10 protein-coding genes are annotated in these 17,380 nt (G+C 66.5%); 9 read left to right on the top strand and 1 reads right to left on the bottom strand.

From position 1 onward, the window contains the following. Positions 1-22: 22 nt before the first annotated feature. Positions 23-547 (bottom strand): nucleoside 2-deoxyribosyltransferase, encoded by a 525-nt coding sequence (locus L0U83_RS20715; RefSeq protein WP_233885882.1) that lies wholly within the window; start codon positions 545-547, stop codon positions 23-25. A 298-nt stretch (positions 548-845) separates the two neighbouring features. Between L0U83_RS20715 and L0U83_RS20710 the strand changes: the two genes are divergently transcribed. The 9 genes from L0U83_RS20710 (at position 846) to recD (ending at position 17,362) form a co-directional block, all read left to right on the top strand. Then, a complete protein-coding gene (locus L0U83_RS20710; protein ID WP_233885881.1) occupies positions 846-1,754 on the top strand; it encodes a transporter substrate-binding domain-containing protein in 909 nt (302 codons plus the stop codon). Between the two features lie 145 nt (positions 1,755-1,899). After that, positions 1,900-3,141, top strand: coding sequence for an NAD(P)/FAD-dependent oxidoreductase (locus L0U83_RS20705; RefSeq protein WP_233885880.1), 1,242 nt, complete (start codon positions 1,900-1,902; stop codon positions 3,139-3,141). Positions 3,142-3,247: 106 nt separating this feature from the next. Continuing rightward, positions 3,248-4,483: an autotransporter strand-loop-strand O-heptosyltransferase gene (locus L0U83_RS20700; RefSeq protein WP_233885879.1), complete on the top strand. Its 1,236-nt coding sequence runs from the start codon at positions 3,248-3,250 to the stop codon at positions 4,481-4,483. Between the two features lie 151 nt (positions 4,484-4,634). Further along, positions 4,635-5,516, top strand: coding sequence for a sn-glycerol-3-phosphate ABC transporter permease UgpA (ugpA, locus tag L0U83_RS20695; RefSeq protein ID WP_233885877.1), 882 nt, complete (start codon positions 4,635-4,637; stop codon positions 5,514-5,516). Further along, positions 5,516-6,361 carry a sn-glycerol-3-phosphate ABC transporter permease UgpE gene (ugpE, locus tag L0U83_RS20690; protein ID WP_233885875.1) on the top strand — a complete coding sequence of 282 codons (846 nt, stop codon included), beginning with the start codon at positions 5,516-5,518 and terminating at the stop codon, positions 6,359-6,361. The genes ugpA and ugpE overlap by 1 nt, the downstream gene beginning before the upstream one ends. 25 nt (positions 6,362-6,386) lie before the next feature. Next, the gene (locus L0U83_RS20685) at positions 6,387-7,478 is read left to right on the top strand and encodes a sn-glycerol-3-phosphate import ATP-binding protein UgpC (RefSeq protein ID WP_233885873.1); all 1,092 of its coding nucleotides are present in this window, start codon (positions 6,387-6,389) and stop codon (positions 7,476-7,478) included. Between the two features lie 241 nt (positions 7,479-7,719). Next, entirely contained in the window at positions 7,720-11,304 is a 3,585-nt protein-coding gene (gene recC / locus L0U83_RS20680) for an exodeoxyribonuclease V subunit gamma (protein ID WP_233885872.1), read from the top strand. Next, positions 11,301-15,146, top strand: a complete 3,846-nt coding sequence (recB, locus tag L0U83_RS20675) for an exodeoxyribonuclease V subunit beta (protein WP_233885870.1) — start codon at positions 11,301-11,303, stop codon at positions 15,144-15,146. The genes recC and recB overlap by 4 nt, the downstream gene beginning before the upstream one ends. After that, a complete protein-coding gene (gene recD / locus L0U83_RS20670; RefSeq protein WP_233885868.1) occupies positions 15,143-17,362 on the top strand; it encodes an exodeoxyribonuclease V subunit alpha in 2,220 nt (739 codons plus the stop codon). Before recB ends, recD begins: the two co-directional genes overlap by 4 nt. Positions 17,363-17,380 lie beyond the last annotated feature (18 nt).

Raw genomic sequence — 17,380 nt, 5'->3', positions numbered from 1 at the left:
GCTTGCGCAAACGCACGCGCTGTCAGCGCGTGCGCCCTTGCGCCATCGCGTCGAGACACGCGCGCGCGTCGCCCTGCACGAGGCGCGCCGCGCACGCGATCATCAGGTTCTTCGCCAGGCCGAAATCTTCCACCAGATAGCCGCGTTCGCACACGCGCCCCTGCGCGTCGGGCACGGAAGGCACGCGTTCGATGAGCGTGCCTTCGTCGGACGTGTAGGCCCAGATTTCCTTGCCTAGTGCGGCTGCATAGCCGATCTCGAAGGCGGTGCCGGAGTCGGGCTCGCCGGGGCCGCGAAAGTCGTTGACGTTTGCCATCACGATATCGGCGGCGCGGATCGCCTCGATGTTCGCGCGATAGATCCATGCAGCCTGGCGCGGGCCGTCGAGGTCCGAGGGCGCTTGCGCGTCGAGCGGATAGACGCCCTCGAAGCCATATTCCGCGCATGCGGCGACGAGGCGTGCGCCGTGCTCGAGCGCGTCGCGCCGGAAGACGTCGAAGCCGGCGAGATACACGCGCGGGCGGCGGGGCAGCGGGATCGAATTCATGTCGCGCGGTCCTCCATGCAAAGGGTTCGTCGAGAGTGAGTTCGACGATTTTAGCGCCAGGCCCCAGGGCAGGGAGATTTCGGGCGTCTTCCTGTTACTTGCTTTGACAACAACGTGCCGCTCGCCATGCTCGCTCTCTCGGTGGGCGCGGCTGGCATGCCGCTGCTTTTTTTCATCGTCGGCTTAACATCTCGGGAAAGCCCTGGTATTTCCCGCATGTTGCGCGATATTCGATTGTGGCGACAAATGTAGGCTCTGAGCGCGCAAGACAACGACGAGAGAAGAAGAGGACCGACCCATGAACCGACTGAAGCTGCTCTCGCTGGCTTGCTGGCCCATCGTGGCGTGCCTCGCGCTGCTGCAGCCGGCGGCCGCCCAGGTCGCGCAGCCCACGCTCGACAAGATTCGCTCGGCGAACGCGATCGCCATTGGGTACCGCGAGACTTCGGTCCCGTTCTCTTACGTGATTGGCGACAACCAGGTGATCGGCTTTTCACAGGACATCTGCGACAAGGTGATCGACGCAGTCAAGAACAGAACGAAGCGCCCGAACCTGCAGGTGCGTTTCATTCCCGTCACTTCGCAAAACCGCATTCCGCTCGTGCAGAACGGCACCGTGGATCTGGAGTGCGGCGTCACGACGAACCTGAAGGCGCGCGAGGCTCAGGTGAGCTTTTCCAATACGTTCTTCATTGCGACCACGCGCCTGCTCACGCGCAAGGACTCGGGCATTCACGACTTTCCCGATCTCGTGGGCAAGACGGTGCTCACGAACCAGGGCACGACGTCCGAGCGCATCCTGCGGCGCATGAACATCGAGAAACAGATGAACATGCGCATCATCAGCGCGCGCGATTATGCCGAGGGGCGCGCCACGCTCGAGTCGGGCCGCGCAGTGGCCTACATGATGGACGACGTGCTGCTCGCCGGCACGCGCTCGCTCACGGTGAAGCCCACCGAATGGGTGATCGTGGGCACCCCGCAATCGTGGGAAGCGTACGCTTTCATGATGCGCAACGGCGACCCGGAGTTTCGGCAACTCGTGAACGACACGATGGCGGGGCTCATGAAGAGCGGCGAAATCAACGCGATGTACGCGAAGTGGTTCGAGAAGCCGGTGCCGCCCAAAGGCGTGAATTTCGAGTTTCGGATGAGCGAGCAATTGCGCGCGCTCTATGCCGCGCCGAACGATCGCGCCTTCGACTAGGCGCGGCGTGCGCATGCGAACCATGAGATGATCTCGTTCCTGGCGCGGCGGGTGGCGTGGATTGCAGTGTGCACCTGAGTCCTGGTCGCCGATGCGCACGATGAATCAATTAACGGGTAAAGAGCGGGATAAAGCGGGAGCGGACATGCAAGAAAACGGCAGCACGGTGGTGATCGTTGGGGCAGGGCACGCGGGCGGCAACGCCGCGGCGCTGCTGCGGCAATATGGATTCGACGGCCGCGTCGTGCTGGTCGGCGAAGAACCGGTGCCGCCTTATCACCGGCCGCCGCTCAGCAAGGCCTATTTGAAGGGCGAGGCCGACGTCGAACGCCTGTGGCTGAAGCCGCGCGCGTTCTACGACGAGCAGCGCATCGAGCTTGCGCTCGGCGCGAGCGCGCAGTCGCTCGACCGCGCGAACCGCACGCTCACGCTCGCCGACGGCAGCCACGTTCAATACGACAAGCTGATTCTCGCCACCGGCTCGACGCCGCGCGCGTTGACGGTGCCGGGCCACGATCTCGCGGGCGTGATCGCGCTGCGCTCGCTCGCGGACGCAGACGTTCTGCGCGAGCGCGTGAAGCCGGGCGAGAAGCTCGTGGTGATCGGCGCCGGTTATATCGGCCTCGAAGCGGCAGCGGCGGCGCGCCAGCTTGGCCACGAGGTCACGGTGCTCGAAGCGGCGCCGCGCGTGCTGGGCCGCGTGACGGGCGAGACCGTTTCCACGTTCTACGCGAATGAGCATCGCGCGCAGGGCGTGGAATTGCGTCTGAACGCGAAGATCGAGGCGCTCGTGGGCGAGGGCGGCAAGCTCACCGGCGTGAAGCTGGCCGATGGCGAGATCGTGCCCGCCACGCTCGCGCTGGTCGGCATCGGCATCCTGCCGAACGAGGCGCTCGCGAAAGCGGCGGGCATTACGTGCGCCAACGGCATCCAGGTGGACGACGACGCGCGCACGAGCGACCCCGACGTCTTCGCCATCGGCGATTGCGCTCACCGGCCGCTTGCGCACTATGGCCGCGCGGGGCGCCTGGAAAGCGTGCACAACGCGGTGGAGCAGGCGAAGCTCGCGGCCGCGGCGATCGTCGGCAAGCCGCGCCCCGCGTGCGACGCGCCGTGGTTCTGGTCGGATCAGTACGACCTCAAGCTCCAGACGGTGGGCCTGCTCGAGGGCTATGACGAGGCCGTCGTGCGCGGCGACCCCGCCGCGCGCCGCTTCGCGGTGTACTACCTGAAGGACCGCGTGCTGCTCGCAGTCGACGCCGTCAATTCGATGCCCGATTTCCTGTGCGGCAAGAAGCTCGTGGGCAAGGGCGTGAAGCTCGACCTCGATGCGCTGCGCGATCCCGCCACGGACATGGGCAAATTTGCCGCGGCGGCGCTTGCCTGAGCGGCGAATTCAACGATGAAGTCAGGGGGACGGTGACGTCCCCGTTATTTTCGCGACCGGGATACGCTGCGCGTCGGATCAACACTCCCCGCAGCCCGATCGCCCGATGAATTCCTCCGCTAGTCTCTCTCCCTGCGCACAGCGCGGCCTCCAGTCCACCGCGTTCGCGCAGCCCGGCGCGCCTGCGCTGGCGGGCCCGGAGGGCATCCGCTACGACTTCAATTTCGGTTGCCGTGTGCAAGTGCCGAAAGACGGTTGGCGCGTACGCATACACGATCTCGACACGGCCAATGTGCTGTTCGACGAGACGTTGAACGCGGGCGAGATCGCCACGAGCCGCCGAAAATACTATGTGCGCTTTCTGCTAGAGGTGTTCGACGGTCCGCGCCGCGTTTTTTCGCATGCCTTCGATGCGGCAGGGCGTCGCGTGCGTGTGGAAGTGGGATCGGGCGCGATCGGCGATGCGATCGCCTGGATGCCGGCGTTCGAGGCCTTTCGCGCGCAGCATGAGTGTGCGCTGACCGTACGGATGGCGCCCTCGCTGCATGCGCTGTTCGAGGCTGGCTATCCCGCCATCGCGTTCACGGCTGCCGCGGGTGCCGGAGATGAAACCGGCGAGCCCGTCTACGCGACTTACCGCGTCGGCGCCTACCGGCCACTCTCCGACCGCGATCACCAGCCTACCGACCTGCGCGTAAGCAATCTGCAGGACTTCGCTTCGTACATGCTGGGCGTGCCGGCGATCGAGCGCCGCCCGCGCGTTTCGGTCGCGAACTCCGAGCGCGCCATTGGCGGGCGCTACGTATGCATCGCCACGCAAGCCTCGTCGCAGTGCAAATACTGGAACAACCCGCATGGCTGGCCGGCGCTCGTCGCGCACCTGAAGGCGCGCGGCTACCGGGTGCTGTGTATCGACCGCGATCGCGAATATGGCGCGCCGGGTGAACTGAACGTCATGCCCGAAGGCGCCGAAGATTTCACGGGCGCGCGAGCGTTGACGGAACGCGCGAGCCTGCTCGCCCATGCCGATTTTTTCGTCGGCCTTGGCAGCGGCCTTTCGTGGCTCGCATGGGCCGTGGGCGTGCCGGTCGTGCTGATCAGCGGCTTCTCGCACCCGAAGGCGGAATTCCACACGCCATGGCGCGTGATCAACTTCCACGCCTGCAATAGCTGCTACAACGACACGCGCTATGAGTCCGACGACAGCGACTTCGGCTGGTGCCCACGCCATGCGGGCGACGCGTTCCGCTATCAGTGCACGAAGGCCATCACGCCGGCCCATGTCATCGGCGTGGTGGAACGGCTCATCGCGACGCTCGGTGCAACACATCGAGACGAATGAAGTCTCGATCCGCGCGTTGATCCTCACTGTCACGCGTCTCGGCTAGAATGCGAACGCGGCGCCGCCCAGGAAGCGGCTCAATTCGATAAGCAAGCCGCGCCAACTGGTGTTCGCGCCCAGCCGAACGCCGCCACTCGAGGAGAGTGACGCAATGGAACAACGCTCCCGCTTCCGGGCGAGCCTGCTGCCGTACCTGCTCGTCGGCCCGCAGCTTGCGGTGACCGTGATCTTTTTCCTGTGGCCGGCCGGGGTGGCGCTGCTGCAGTCCACACAGGCCCAGGATGCCTTCGGCACGTCGTCGGTGTTCGTCGGCTTCGCCAACTTCACGCGGCTCCTGCACGATCCGCTGTATCTGGCCTCGGTCCAGACCACGCTCGTGTTCACGGCGCTCGTCACGTTCGGGGGCCTCGCCATTTCGCTGCTGCTTGCGGCCATGGCGCACCATGTGACGCGCGGCAAGCGCTTCTATCAAACGTTTCTCATCTGGCCGTATGCGGTCGCGCCCGTCATCGCTGCCGTGCTCTGGGGCTTTCTGTTCAACCCGAGCATCGGCCTCGTGACCTTCGCGCTCGCGCGCGTCGGCGTAACGTGGAATCACGCGCTCAACCCCGGCCAGGCCATGACGCTCGTTGTGATCGCATCGGTCTGGCAGCAGATCAGCTATAACTTCCTGTTCTTCTATGCGGGCCTGCAGTCGATTCCGCAATCGCTTTTCGAGGCGGCCGCCATCGACGGCGCGGGGCCCGTGCGCCGCTTTTTCGGCATTGCGTTTCCGCTGCTTTCGCCCACGAGCTTCTTTTTGCTCGTCGTGAACGTGGTCTATGCGCTCTTCGACACCTTCCCCGTGATCGACGCGGCAACGGGTGGCGGCCCCGGCCAGGCCACTCGCACGCTCGTCTACAAGATCTTCGACGAAGGCTTTCGCGGCCTCGACATCGGCAGCTCGGGCGCGCAGTCGGTCGTGCTGATGCTGATCGTCACGGCGCTCACGATCTTCCAGTTCCGCTTCATCGAACGACGGGTGCAGTACTGATGGTCGAGAACCGCAAATACTTCAACCTGTTTTGCCACGTCATGCTGCTGCTCGGCGTGGCGGTGGTGGCCTTCCCCGTGTACGTGGCGTTTTGCGCCGCCACGATGAACGAGAAAGAAGTCTTTTCAGTGCCGCTCTCGCTCGTGCCGAGCACGCACCTGTTCGCGAACATGGCCACCGTGTGGAACGTGGGAACGGGCAGTGCCGCGAGCCCGTTCGGCACGATGCTCATGAACAGCGTCATCACGGCGCTCGTGATCTCAGTAGGCAAGATCGCCATTTCGATCATCTCCGCCTATGCGATCGTGTTTTTCCGCTTTCCCTTCCGGCGTCTCGCGTTCTGGCTGATCTTCGTGACGCTCATGCTGCCCGTGGAAGTGCGCATTTTCCCCACGGTGCAGGTCGCGGCCACGCTGCATCTCACGAATACCTACGCGGGCCTCACGCTGCCGCTCATCGCCTCGGCCACGGCCACGTTTCTGTTCCGCCAGTTCTTCCTCACGCTGCCCAATGAGCTGATCGAGGCCGCGCGTATCGACGGCGCGGGGCCGCTGCGTTTCTTCTGGGACGTGGTGCTGCCGCTTTCCAAAACGAACATCGCGTCGCTTTTCGTCATCACGTTCATTTACGGCTGGAACCAGTATCTCTGGCCGATCCTCATGTCGAGCACGGCCTCGATGACGACCGCCGTGGTGGGCATCAAGAGCATGATTTCGAGCGGCGACGCGGCCACGCAATGGCATCTCGTGATGTGCGCGACGATGATCGCCATGCTGCCGCCGCTCGTGGTGGTGCTGGCCATGCAGCGCTGGTTCGTGCGCGGCCTCGTGGACGTGGAGAAATAAGCATGGACGCAATTCGGGAGACGGCATGGCGGCATTGAGCATACGGGGCGTCACGAAGTCGTACGACGGCGCGCAACAGGTGTTGCACGGCATCGACGTGCAGGTGGCGGATGGCGAATTCATGGTGCTCGTCGGCCCGTCTGGCTGCGGGAAATCGACGCTGCTGCGCATGGTCGCGGGGCTGGAGACCATCACGTCGGGCGAGATCGCCATCGGCGAGAAGGTGGTGAATCGCGTGGAGCCCAAGGATCGCGACATTGCCATGGTGTTCCAGAACTATGCGCTTTATCCGCATATGACGGTCGCGCGCAACATGGGTTATGGCCTCAAATTGCAGGGGCTCGACCGCGCGACGATCGATTCGCGCGTGGCGGCGGCCGCCGACATCCTGGAACTGGGCAAGCTGCTGGAGCGCAAGCCGCGCGAACTTTCGGGCGGCCAGCGCCAGCGCGTGGCGATGGGCCGCGCGATCGTGCGCGAGCCTTCGGTGTTCCTGTTCGACGAGCCGCTCTCGAACCTCGACGCGAAGCTGCGCGTGCAGATGCGCCTTGAAATCCAGCGTCTGCATGCGCGCCTGCGTACGACGAGCCTCTACGTCACGCACGATCAGATCGAGGCGATGACGCTCGCGCAGCGCGTGATGGTGCTCAACGGCGGCCGCGCGGAGCAGATCGGCACGCCGAGCGAAGTGTACGACCGGCCCGCTTCGATGTTCGTGGCAAGCTTCATCGGCTCGCCGGCCATGAACCTGCTGCGCGGGCGCGTGAGCGAAGACGGCCGGCGCTTCGAAATCGAGGGCAACGGGCCGCATCTGCCGCTTGGCGATGCGCCGGCCTGGCTGCCGAAGGGCGCGGAGTGCGTGCTGGGCGTGCGGCCCGAGCATATGCACGGGCGCGGCGCTAACGAAGCGGTCACGCTCGAAGTCGAGACCTGCGAACTGCTCGGCGCGGACAACCTCGCGCACGGCCGCTGGGGCAGCGCGGATGTGGTGGTGCGCTTGCCGCACGAAACGCGACCTACGCCCGGCGAGAGGCTTGCGGTGCACTTGCCGCCGGCGCGCCTGCATTTCTTCGATCCGGCTACGGGTAAGCGCCTGGGCCCCGCCGCGACGGTCTGACGAGGTGCGTGCCAGAACCGCGGCCTGCGCGCGAATACGCCGCTCGCCGCGGTCACGATTGTCGTAAACTGTCGCATCACGCGGGCGCAAAAGCCGCCTGTGCAATTCGTATCGGCAAGTACCGGCACCCAACACGAACTGGCGACATGGCCGCAATCCCTTTTCTCCACTTCCTCGCCCAATCGGCCCTACGCGCGCCGCTTGACGTCCGCCACGCGCATCCCGCGCGACGGAGCCTCGCTTGATCGCGCGCGAACTGCCCACGGGGCTGATGCTCGTTCACGGCAATCAGCCCGAGCGCATGCGCGACCTGATCGTGAACTGGATCGGCCAGAACCCGGTCGCGCCGCTCGAGAAGGAAATGTTTCTCGTGCAGAGCAACGGCATCGCGCAGTGGCTCAAGCTTGCGTTCGCAGCCGATCCCGAAGAGGGCGGCTGCGGCATCGCGGCGGCGTTCGAAATGTCGCTGCCGTCGCGCTTCCTGTGGCAGGTGTATCGCGCCGTGCTCGGCCACGACGCGGTGCCCGCGGTCTCGCCGTTCGACAAATCGCGCCTCGTCTGGCGTCTCATGCGCATGCTGCCGGCGCTGCTCGACGAACCGGGCTACGAGCCGCTGAAGCGCTTCATGGCCAACGACGCGGACCAGCGCAAGTGCTTCCAGCTTGCGCAGCGCGTGGCGGATTTGCTCGACCAGTACCAGGTCTATCGCGCGGACTGGCTCGCTGCGTGGGCCGCGAACGAGGACGTGCTGATCGATGCGCGCAACGCGCGCGTGCCGTTGCCCGACGAGGCGCGCTGGCAAGCGGCGCTCTGGCGCGCGCTGCTCGCGGACGTGAGCGCGCAGGCGCAAGACGGCATCGGCTTGCGTGACACGGGGCGCGCCGCTGTGCACGAGGCTTTCATGGCCCGCGCGCAGTCGTGGCAGGAGGGCGACGCGCGGCCGAAAGGGCTGCCGCGCCGCCTCGTCGTATTTGGCATTTCGAGCCTCGCGCGCCAATCTGTCGAAGTGCTCGCGGCGCTCGCGCGCTGGAGCCAGGTGCTGATGTGCGTGCACAACCCTTGCATGCACTACTGGGCCGATATCGTCGCCGACCAGGATCTGCTGCGCGCGCGCCACGCGCGCCAGCGCCGCCGCGCGGGCGCGCCGGACCAACTCGACGAGGCGCAGCTGCATCTGCATTCGCAGCCGCTGCTCGCGGCCTGGGGCAAGCAGGGGCGCGATTTCATCGGCCTGCTCGACGAATACGATAGCGACGAAGCGCGCGAGACGTACACGCCGCACTTCACGCGCATTGGCCAGCGTATCGATCTGTTCGACGGCGAAGACGCGCTCACGCTGCTCTCGCAGTTGCAGGACGACATCCGCGACCTGCGGCCGCTTGGCGAGACGCGCGAGCACTGGGAGCCCGTCAACGTACAGGACGACGAATCAATTCGCTTTCACGTTGCGCACAGCGCGCAGCGCGAAGTGGAGATTCTGCACGATCGCCTGCTTGCCGCGTTTGCGGCGGACCCCACGTTGCGCCCGCGCGACGTGATCGTGATGGTGCCCGACATCGAAGTCTACGCGCCGCACATCCAGGCCGTGTTCGGCCTGCTTGACGGCAACGACCCGCGCAGTATCCCGTTCAGCGTGGCCGACCGTGCGCAGCGCGCGTTCGACCCGCTCATCGGCGCGCTGGAAATGCTGCTTTCGCTGCCGTACTCGCGGGTCACGGTGAGCGACGTGCTCGACCTGCTCGAAGTGCCGGCCGTACGCGCGCGTTTTGGCATCGATGTCGAAGACGTGCCCACGTTGCGCAACTGGATCGATGGCGCGAATATTCGCTGGGGTCTGCACGCGAGCCAGCGCGCGAGCCTCGGGCTCCCTCAGGCCGACGAACTGAGCGCGCCCAATAGCTGGGCGTTCGGATTGCGGCGCATGCTGCTGGGCTACGCCGCGGGCGAGCGCGCGGGAGCATGGCGCGGCATCGAGCCGTACAGCGAAATCGGCGGGCTCGACGCGGCATTGCTCGGCCCGCTCACGCGCCTCGTGGATGCGCTCGACCACGCATGGCGCACGCTGCGCGAACCGGCCACGGTGCAAGTGTGGTGCGAACGTCTGCGTGCGTTGAAGGCGGCGTTTTTCTCGGCCCAGGACGAAGACGCCTACACGCTCGATCGCCTCGACGGCGCGCTCGAAACGTGGCGCGAAGCCTGCGACGAAGCCGCGCTCACGGAGACCTTGCCGCTCGCCATCGTCGCGGAGAACTGGCTCGCGGCGCTCGAAGGCGGCGGCCTCTCGCAACGTTTCTTCGCGGGCGCGGTGACGTTCGCCACGCTCATGCCGATGCGGGCGATTCCGTTCCGGCGCGTGTGCCTGCTCGGCATGAACGACGGCGACTATCCGCGCAGCCGTACGCCCCTCGACTTCGACCTCATGCGCCGCGACTACCGTCCGGGCGACCGCTCGCGCCGCGAAGACGACCGTTATCTGTTCCTCGAGGCGTTGCTCTCGGCGCGCGACCATCTGCACGTTTCGTGGATCGGGCGCAGCGTGACCGACAACACGCCGCGCCCGCCTTCGGTACTGGTGGGACAGTTGCGAGATCATCTAAAGGCCGGCTGGCGGCTCGAAGGCTTCGATGCCGTCAACGGGGACGCGCTGCTCGAAGCGTTGACCATCGAGCATCGCTTGCAGCCGTTCAGCCCGGACTATTTTCCGCCGCGCCCAGAAGAGGCGACGCTTTACACGTATGCGCACGAGTGGGGCAAGCCCGCTGACGTGCGGCCTACGGCTGAAGCCGACGCGCAAGTCCTCGCCCCGCCCGAGCGTGACGAGCCGCTTTCGATTCGCGAGCTAGGCGATTTTCTGCGCGATCCGGTGCGCGGCTTCTTCCGGCAGCGTCTGCGCGTGGCTTTCGAAAGCGCGGATTCGGCGAGCGAAAATCACGAGCCCTTCGAGGTGGACGCATTGCAGGCGTGGCAGTTGCAAGACGAATTGATCCGCGCGCAGGTCATGGCGATGGAGCGCGGCGAAGACGATCTCGAACCGGCCGCGCTCGCGCGCCTCGAACGCATGCATCGCAGCGGCGATCTCGCGACCGGTGGCTTTGGCGAGGTGATCGGCGAAGAGTTGCTTGCGCCCATGCCCGAGCTTTTCGCCGAATATCGCAAGGCGCTCGCGCGCTGGCCCGATCCGCTCGAGCATCAATACGAAATTCGTCTCGATGCGACGCTGGAAGGCCGCATCGTTTCGCTCGACGACTGGCTCGACGATCTGCGCGCGGCCCCGGACGGCGCACTTGGCCGCGTGATTCTGGAGCCGGGCACGCTCGTGAAGGACAAACGCTATCGGAGCGATCGTCTCGTGCCTTATTGGGTCGCGCACGTCGCCGCGCAGATCGCGGCCGGGCCGGTGACCACGGTGATCGTGAGCAAGGTGGGCGTAGTGGAGTTCGTGCCGCTCGAGGCGCAGGTTGCGCGCGACTATCTGCTCGCCTTGCTTGCCGCATCGGACGATGGTGCGCGTCGCCCTTTGCCGCTCGCGGTGAAGACCGCATTTGCGTGGCTGCGCAAGTTGCCGGACACCTTCGACGGCGCGCGCGCCACGGTGCCGGCCGAAGCCTGGGAAGCGGCGCGCGCGGCTTACGAGGGCCATGGGCGCACGCCCGGTGAGCGCGAGACGAATGCGTATTTGCGCCGGGCCTTCCCCGATTTCGAGGCGCTTGTCGCCCACGACGATTTCATCAAGCTCGCCACGACGCTGCTGCTGCCGGTAAGCCGCGCGCCACACGCGTCGTCGCGTGCGAAGCGAGCCTCGAGCGAGGCAGGAGAAACGCCATGAATCCGCTCGGGACCATGGACGCACACGTGCTGGAGCCGCTGCGCTTCCCGCTGTATGGCAGCCGCCTGATCGAGGCGAGCGCGGGCACGGGCAAGACCTTCACGATCGCCATGCTGTACGTGCGCCTCGTACTGGGTCACGGCGCGCTCAATGCGGCAAGCGGCGAGGCGGATGTCGATGACGAGGCGCGCACGGCAGGCCGCGCACTCACGCCGCCCGAGATTCTCGTCGTGACGTTTACCGACGCGGCAACGAAGGAACTGCGCGAGCGCATACGCGCGCGCCTCATCGAAGCGGCCGAATGCTTTCGCGTCGAGCCGGAAGACGTGCCCGAGCGCGAGCCCGGCGTCGACCTGTTGCACGACTTGCGCGAGGACTACTCGCCGGAGCAGTGGCCTGCCTGCGCGCGACGCCTGCAACTCGCGGCCGAATGGATGGACGAGGCGGCCGTCTCGACGATCCACGGCTGGTGCAACCGCATGCTGAGCGAGCACGCGTTCGACAGCGACAGCCTCTTTTCGCAGACGCTCGAAACCGACCAGACGGAATTGCGCGCCGAAGTCGTGCGCGACTACTGGCGTACCTTCATGGCGCCCCTCGACGCGAGAAGCGCCGCCGAAGTGAGAGCGTGGTTCGCGAGTCCGGACGAATTGCACGACGCGATACGCGGGCTGCTCGCCCACGCTGATCTTTTGCCGGATACATGCGACCCGGACGCTGCGCTCGCAGACGCCCGCAAGCGCGCACGCGACGAACTCGAAACGCTGAAGACGCCCTGGCGCGTCTGGATCGACGAGGTCGAGGCGCTGCTGAACGCGGCGCGCGCGGCTAAACAGTTCGACGCCAGAAAGCTGAATGTGAAGCACAGCGAAATGTGGATCGGCAAGCTGCGTAACTGGGCCAACGATCCCGAATCCGCGCATCCGGGCTTCGAAGACAAGGCGGCCGTGTGGACGCGCCTCACGCCCGCCGGCCTCGCCGAAATCTGGGTGAAGGGAGAACCGCCGGAACATGCCGCCTTTGTGGCGATGGAAACGTTGCGCGAATCGCTGGCTGCGTCGCCCGAAGCGAAGCAGGACTTGCTGTGCCACGCGGCGCGCTGGGTGGCGCGCCGCTTCGAGGAAGAAGAAGCGCGCCGCTCGCAAATGGGCTTCGACGATCTGCTCACGCGGCTGCGTGCGGCACTGCAGCGCGATAACGGCGCGCGTCTGGCGGAAATCATCCGCAAGCAGTACCCGGTCGCGCTGATCGATGAGTTTCAGGACACGGACCCGGTTCAGTACCAGATTTTCGATGCGGTCTACCGTATCGCCGAGCACGACACCGGGACGGCAATCGTCCTGATCGGCGACCCGAAGCAGGCGATCTATGCGTTTCGCGGCGCGGACATCTACACCTACCTGCGCGCGCGCCGTGCTTGCGAAGGGCGGCTCTATACGCTCAAGAAGAATTTCCGCTCCACGCGCGCGATGGTCGAGGCAGTGAACCGCTGTTTCGAGGCGGCTGAAACCCGGCCCGAGGGCAGCGGTGCGTTTTTGTTTCGCAGCCCTGATGGACGCGAGAACGCGTTGCCGTTCGTCGCTGCCGATGCACATGGACGGCCCGAGAAGCTGGTTGCCGCCGGCGCGGCGCTGCCCGCGCTCAACGTCTTCTGGATGCCGCCTGCCGCAGATGGCAAGCCGCTCAGCAAGGGCGCGTATCTCGCTGGGATGGCGGGGAGCTGCGCGACCGAAATGGTGCGCCTGCTCAATCTCGGCCAGGAGCTTGCAGCAGGTTTCTCGGGCGAGCACGGCATGCGGCCGTTGCAGCCCGCCGACATGGCCGTGCTCGTCAACAACCGCAGCGAGGCGCAGGCGATACGCGAAGCGCTGGCTGCGCGCGGCGTGCGCAGCGTCTATCTCTCGGATCGCGATTCGGTCTACCAGACGCCGCAGGCCGAAGAACTGCGCTACTGGCTGGCGGCCTGCGCCGACCCCGACGACGGCCGCCTCGTGCGCACGGCGCTCGCTACGCCCACGCTCGGGCTCGAATGGGCCGAACTCGACCGGCTCGGGCACGACGAGATCGCGTGGGAGTCGCGCGTGCTGCAGTTCCGCGAGTACCGCGAATGCTGGCGCAGGAAGGGTGTTCTGCCGATGCTGCGCCGCCTTTTCAACGATTTTCATGTGCCGCAGCGCTTGCTTGGCGAGGCGGCTGGCGCGGGGCTGAACGGCGAGCGCGCGCTCACGAACCTGCTGCATCTCGCCGAACTGCTGCAGCAGGCGAGCACGCAACTTGACGGCGAGCACGCGTTGATCCGCTACCTCGACGAGCAGCGCGAAGATGAAAGCGCGGGCGGCGGGGGCGACGCGCGCCAGTTGCGTCTGGAAAGCGACGCGGGGCTCGTGCAGGTGGTCACGATTCACAAGTCGAAGGGCCTCGAGTATCCGCTCGTGTTTTTGCCGTTCGCGTGCGCGCACCGCGCCGTGAAGCCCGACGACGTGCCCTTCAAATGGCACGACGAAGAAGGCGAATTGCGCGTCACGCTCGAGGCCGACGCGCGCGTGCTGCGTCAGGCCGATCGCGAACGCCTTGGCGAAGATCTGCGCAAGCTCTACGTGGCGCTGACGCGCGCGCGTTACGCGACGTGGGTCGGCTATGGACCGGTGCCGGGCGTCGAGGCGAGTGCATTCGGTTATCTTCTGGGTGGCGGCGCGGCCGTCCCTGCTGAGGAAACCGAAGTATTTCTCGACGCGTTGCGCGGACCCTGCACGGACATCGCCGTGTCGCTCGCGCCCGAAGCGCGTCGCGACGTGCTCGCGCTGCGCGACACCGGCGCCGTGCGTGGTGAGGCGCGCACGCTTGCCCATCGCGAGCGCGAACGCTGGTGGATCGCGAGCTATTCGAGCCTGAAGACGCTCGAAACGTCGATCGGTTCGGGCGTTCCCGTCGAAGCGGACGATGCGCGCGGCGCGCCCGACACGCGCAGTGAGGACGTGTTCCTCGAACTGCTCGACGCGAGCATGCCGCCCGAGGACGACGAAGCGTTCGCAAGCGCCGGGCAAGCGCCCGTCGCACCCGCGCATGCGCCGATGCACGGCTTCGAGCGCGGCGCGGACGCGGGCACCTTTCTGCACGAACTGATGGAATGGGCGGCCAACGAAGGCTTCGCCGAAATCGCGCAAGACGAAGCGCGCGTGCGCGACATGGTTGCGCGCCGTTGCAGCATGCGCGGCTGGTCGCACTGGATCGACACGCTCACGGCGTGGATGCTCGAACTCGTGCGCACGCCGCTGCGCCTGCCGGATATCGAAGGCGAAAGTGTGGAGCCCGTGGCGTTCGCGGAGTTCGAACCCGGTGCGTATATGGCCGAACTGGAGTTCTGGGTCACGGCCCATGCCGTCGATACGCTTGCAATCGATGCGCTCGTCACCGAATTCACGCTGGGTGGCGAGGCGCGCCCCGCGCTCGACGCCGCCACGCTCAACGGCATGCTCAAGGGCTTCATGGATCTTGTGTTCGAACACGAAGGCCGCTACTACGTAGCCGACTACAAGTCGAACTGGCTCGGTCCAGACGATGCCTCATACACGCCCGCGAAAATGCGCGCGCAGATCCTCCATTCGCGTTACGAGCTGCAATACGTGCTCTATATGTTCGCGTTGCACCGACTGCTCAAGGCGCGGTTGCCCGATTACGACTACGACCGCCACGTGGGCGGGGCCGTGTACCTGTTTCTGCGCGGCGGACGCGCACCGGGGCAGGGGCTGCATTGCGAGCGGCCGCCGCGTGAGCTGATCGAACGACTCGATGCGCTCTTCGCGCGTCGCAACACGCTGGACACGCTGGAGGATGTGGCATGACGAGGCGCCGCACGAAAGGGCAGGACGACCTCACCGGCGATCTGTTCGGGAATCTGGACATGCCGGACGTCGAGTCGAAGACGGAGCCCGGCGCCGCGCACGAAACGGCCCTGCAAATGCTCGGCGTGCTCGACAACTGGGTGGAGCGCGGTTGGCTGCGTACGCTCGACGCCGCATTCGCGCGCTTTCTGTGGACCGAAGCGCCGCACAGTGCGCCGCTGTTGCTGCTCGCGGCCGCGCTTGCGAGCCATCAGCTCGGGCGCGGTCATGTCTGTCTCGACCTGAAGGCCACGCTGGAAGATCCGGCGTTCGCGCTTTCCCTGCCGCCCGATGGGCCGCAGGTGCTGGCCGCGGTGCCGGCGCAGCCGCCTGCCGAAGTGCTCGCGGGCGTCACGCTCGCGCAATGGCGCGCGGCGCTCGCGGCTCCCGATCTGGTGAGCGAAGAGACAGCGGTCACCGACGCTGCAGAAGGCAACGCGCCGCTCGTGCTCGTGGGCACGCGGCTTTATTTGCGGCGCTACTGGCAATACGAGCAGGACGTGCGCGAGGGGATCGAGCGCCGGTTCACCCGTGCCGCACAACTCGAAGCCGCGCTGCCGCTCGATATCGCGCGCGCGGCGCTCGATGCGCTGTTCGTGCCGCGCACCGCCGAGACACGAGCCGCTCAAGCACCGCGCGCCGCCGACTGGCAAAAGCTCGCCTGTGCGCTCGCCGCGCGCAGCGCGTTCAGCATCGTCACGGGCGGCCCGGGCACGGGCAAAACGACCACGGTCGTGAGATTATTGGCACTCCTGCAAACACTCGCACTGGGCCGTGGCGGACAAGGAACGCCTGCCGCGCGGCCGTTGCGCATTCGGCTCGCCGCGCCCACCGGCAAGGCCGCGGCGCGTTTGAACGAATCGATTGCGGGCGCGGTGGAGCGGCTGCCGTTCGACGCGCTGCAGGCACACGTGGACGCTGTGGCGCTGCGCAATGCGATTCCGACTGTCGTGACCACGCTGCATCGTGTGCTCGGCACGCGACCCGGCAGCCGGCGCTTCCGGCATGACGCCGCGAATCCGCTGCCTGTGGACGTACTCGTGATCGACGAGGCCTCGATGGTCGACCTTGAAATGATGGCCGCCGTGCTCGACGCGCTGCCGCCCTCGGCGCGGCTCATCCTGCTCGGCGACAAGGATCAACTCGCGTCGGTCGAAGCTGGCGCGGTGCTGGGCGAACTGTGCGATCGGGCGCGCGAAGGCCACTACACGCAAGCGTCGCGCGCGTGGCTCGAAACGGCCACTGGCGAGCGCATCGATGCAGCCATGCTCGACGCGCACGGCCTGCCGCTCGACCAGGCCATCGCGATGCTGCGTGAGAGCCATCGTTTTGCATCGGAGAGCGGTATCGGCGCGCTGGCCGAACTCGTCAATACCGGCGATGCCGTGGGTGTCGCGAAGATCTGGTCACGCGGTTACGAGGATCTCGCGCGGCTCGTCTGTCCCGCCGACGATGACGGCCCGTTGCGCTCGCTGATCGTCGATGGCCGTGTGGGCGAACAAGGCGTTGCGAAACGCCAGGGCTACCGGCATTACCTGGAAACGATGCGAACGACCCGGCCCGAGCCGGGCGCTACGCCCGAGGCGCTTTCCGGCTGGGCCGCGGGCGTGCTCAAGGCACACGGCGCGTTTCAGCTGCTGTGCGCGCTGCGGCGCGGTCCGTGGGGCGTCGAAGGCCTGAACCGGCGCGTGGCGCGCCTCCTGCATGAAGAAGGGCTCGTCGACCCACACGGCGACTGGTACGCGGGCCGGCCGGTGCTCGTCACGCACAACGACTACGAGCTTGGGCTCATGAACGGCGATATCGGCATCGCGCTGGACCTGCCCGTTGCGGCAGGCGAGCCGCCCGTGTTGCGCGTGGCATTCCCGGCCGGCGACGGCTCGGGCGGCGTGAAGTGGGTGTCGCCCAGCCGGCTGCAGGGCGTGGAAACCGTGTTCGCGCTTACCGTCCACAAATCGCAGGGCTCGGAGTTCACGCACGCCGCGCTCGTGCTGCCCGATACGTACAGCCCCATTCTCACGCGCGAACTCGTCTACACCGGCATCACGCGTGCGCGTTCGTTCCTCACGCTCGCACTGCCCGAGGGCCGCTCCGTGCTCGATCGCGCGGTGCTCGCCAAGGTGCAGCGCGCAAGCGGCCTCATGGCAGGTCTCGCGCGCGACGCGCAGGCCGCGTGAGCAGTTAGCAAAAAAGTC

The sequence above is a fragment of the Paraburkholderia flagellata genome, from assembly GCF_021390645.1.
Classification (GTDB): domain Bacteria; phylum Pseudomonadota; class Gammaproteobacteria; order Burkholderiales; family Burkholderiaceae; genus Paraburkholderia; species Paraburkholderia flagellata.
Note: the sequence above shows the minus strand (reverse complement) of the source record. Positions and strands in the feature narration are given on the sequence as shown.

Bases quoted from the DNA above. Each gene is read 5' to 3' on its own strand.
- L0U83_RS20700 (WP_233885879.1), top strand. From the start codon at position 3,248: ATGAATTCCTCCGCTAGTCTCTCTCCCTGCGCACAGCGCGGCCTCCAG.
- L0U83_RS20710 (WP_233885881.1), top strand. From the start codon at position 846: ATGAACCGACTGAAGCTGCTCTCGCTGGCTTGCTGGCCCATCGTGGCG.
- L0U83_RS20685 (WP_233885873.1), top strand. From the start codon at position 6,387: ATGGCGGCATTGAGCATACGGGGCGTCACGAAGTCGTACGACGGCGCG.
- ugpA (WP_233885877.1), top strand. From the start codon at position 4,635: ATGGAACAACGCTCCCGCTTCCGGGCGAGCCTGCTGCCGTACCTGCTC.
- L0U83_RS20705 (WP_233885880.1), top strand. From the start codon at position 1,900: ATGCAAGAAAACGGCAGCACGGTGGTGATCGTTGGGGCAGGGCACGCG.
- recD (WP_233885868.1), top strand. From the start codon at position 15,143: ATGACGAGGCGCCGCACGAAAGGGCAGGACGACCTCACCGGCGATCTG.
- ugpE (WP_233885875.1), top strand. From the start codon at position 5,516: ATGGTCGAGAACCGCAAATACTTCAACCTGTTTTGCCACGTCATGCTG.
- recB (WP_233885870.1), top strand. From the start codon at position 11,301: ATGAATCCGCTCGGGACCATGGACGCACACGTGCTGGAGCCGCTGCGC.
- L0U83_RS20715 (WP_233885882.1), bottom strand. From the start codon at position 547: ATGAATTCGATCCCGCTGCCCCGCCGCCCGCGCGTGTATCTCGCCGGC.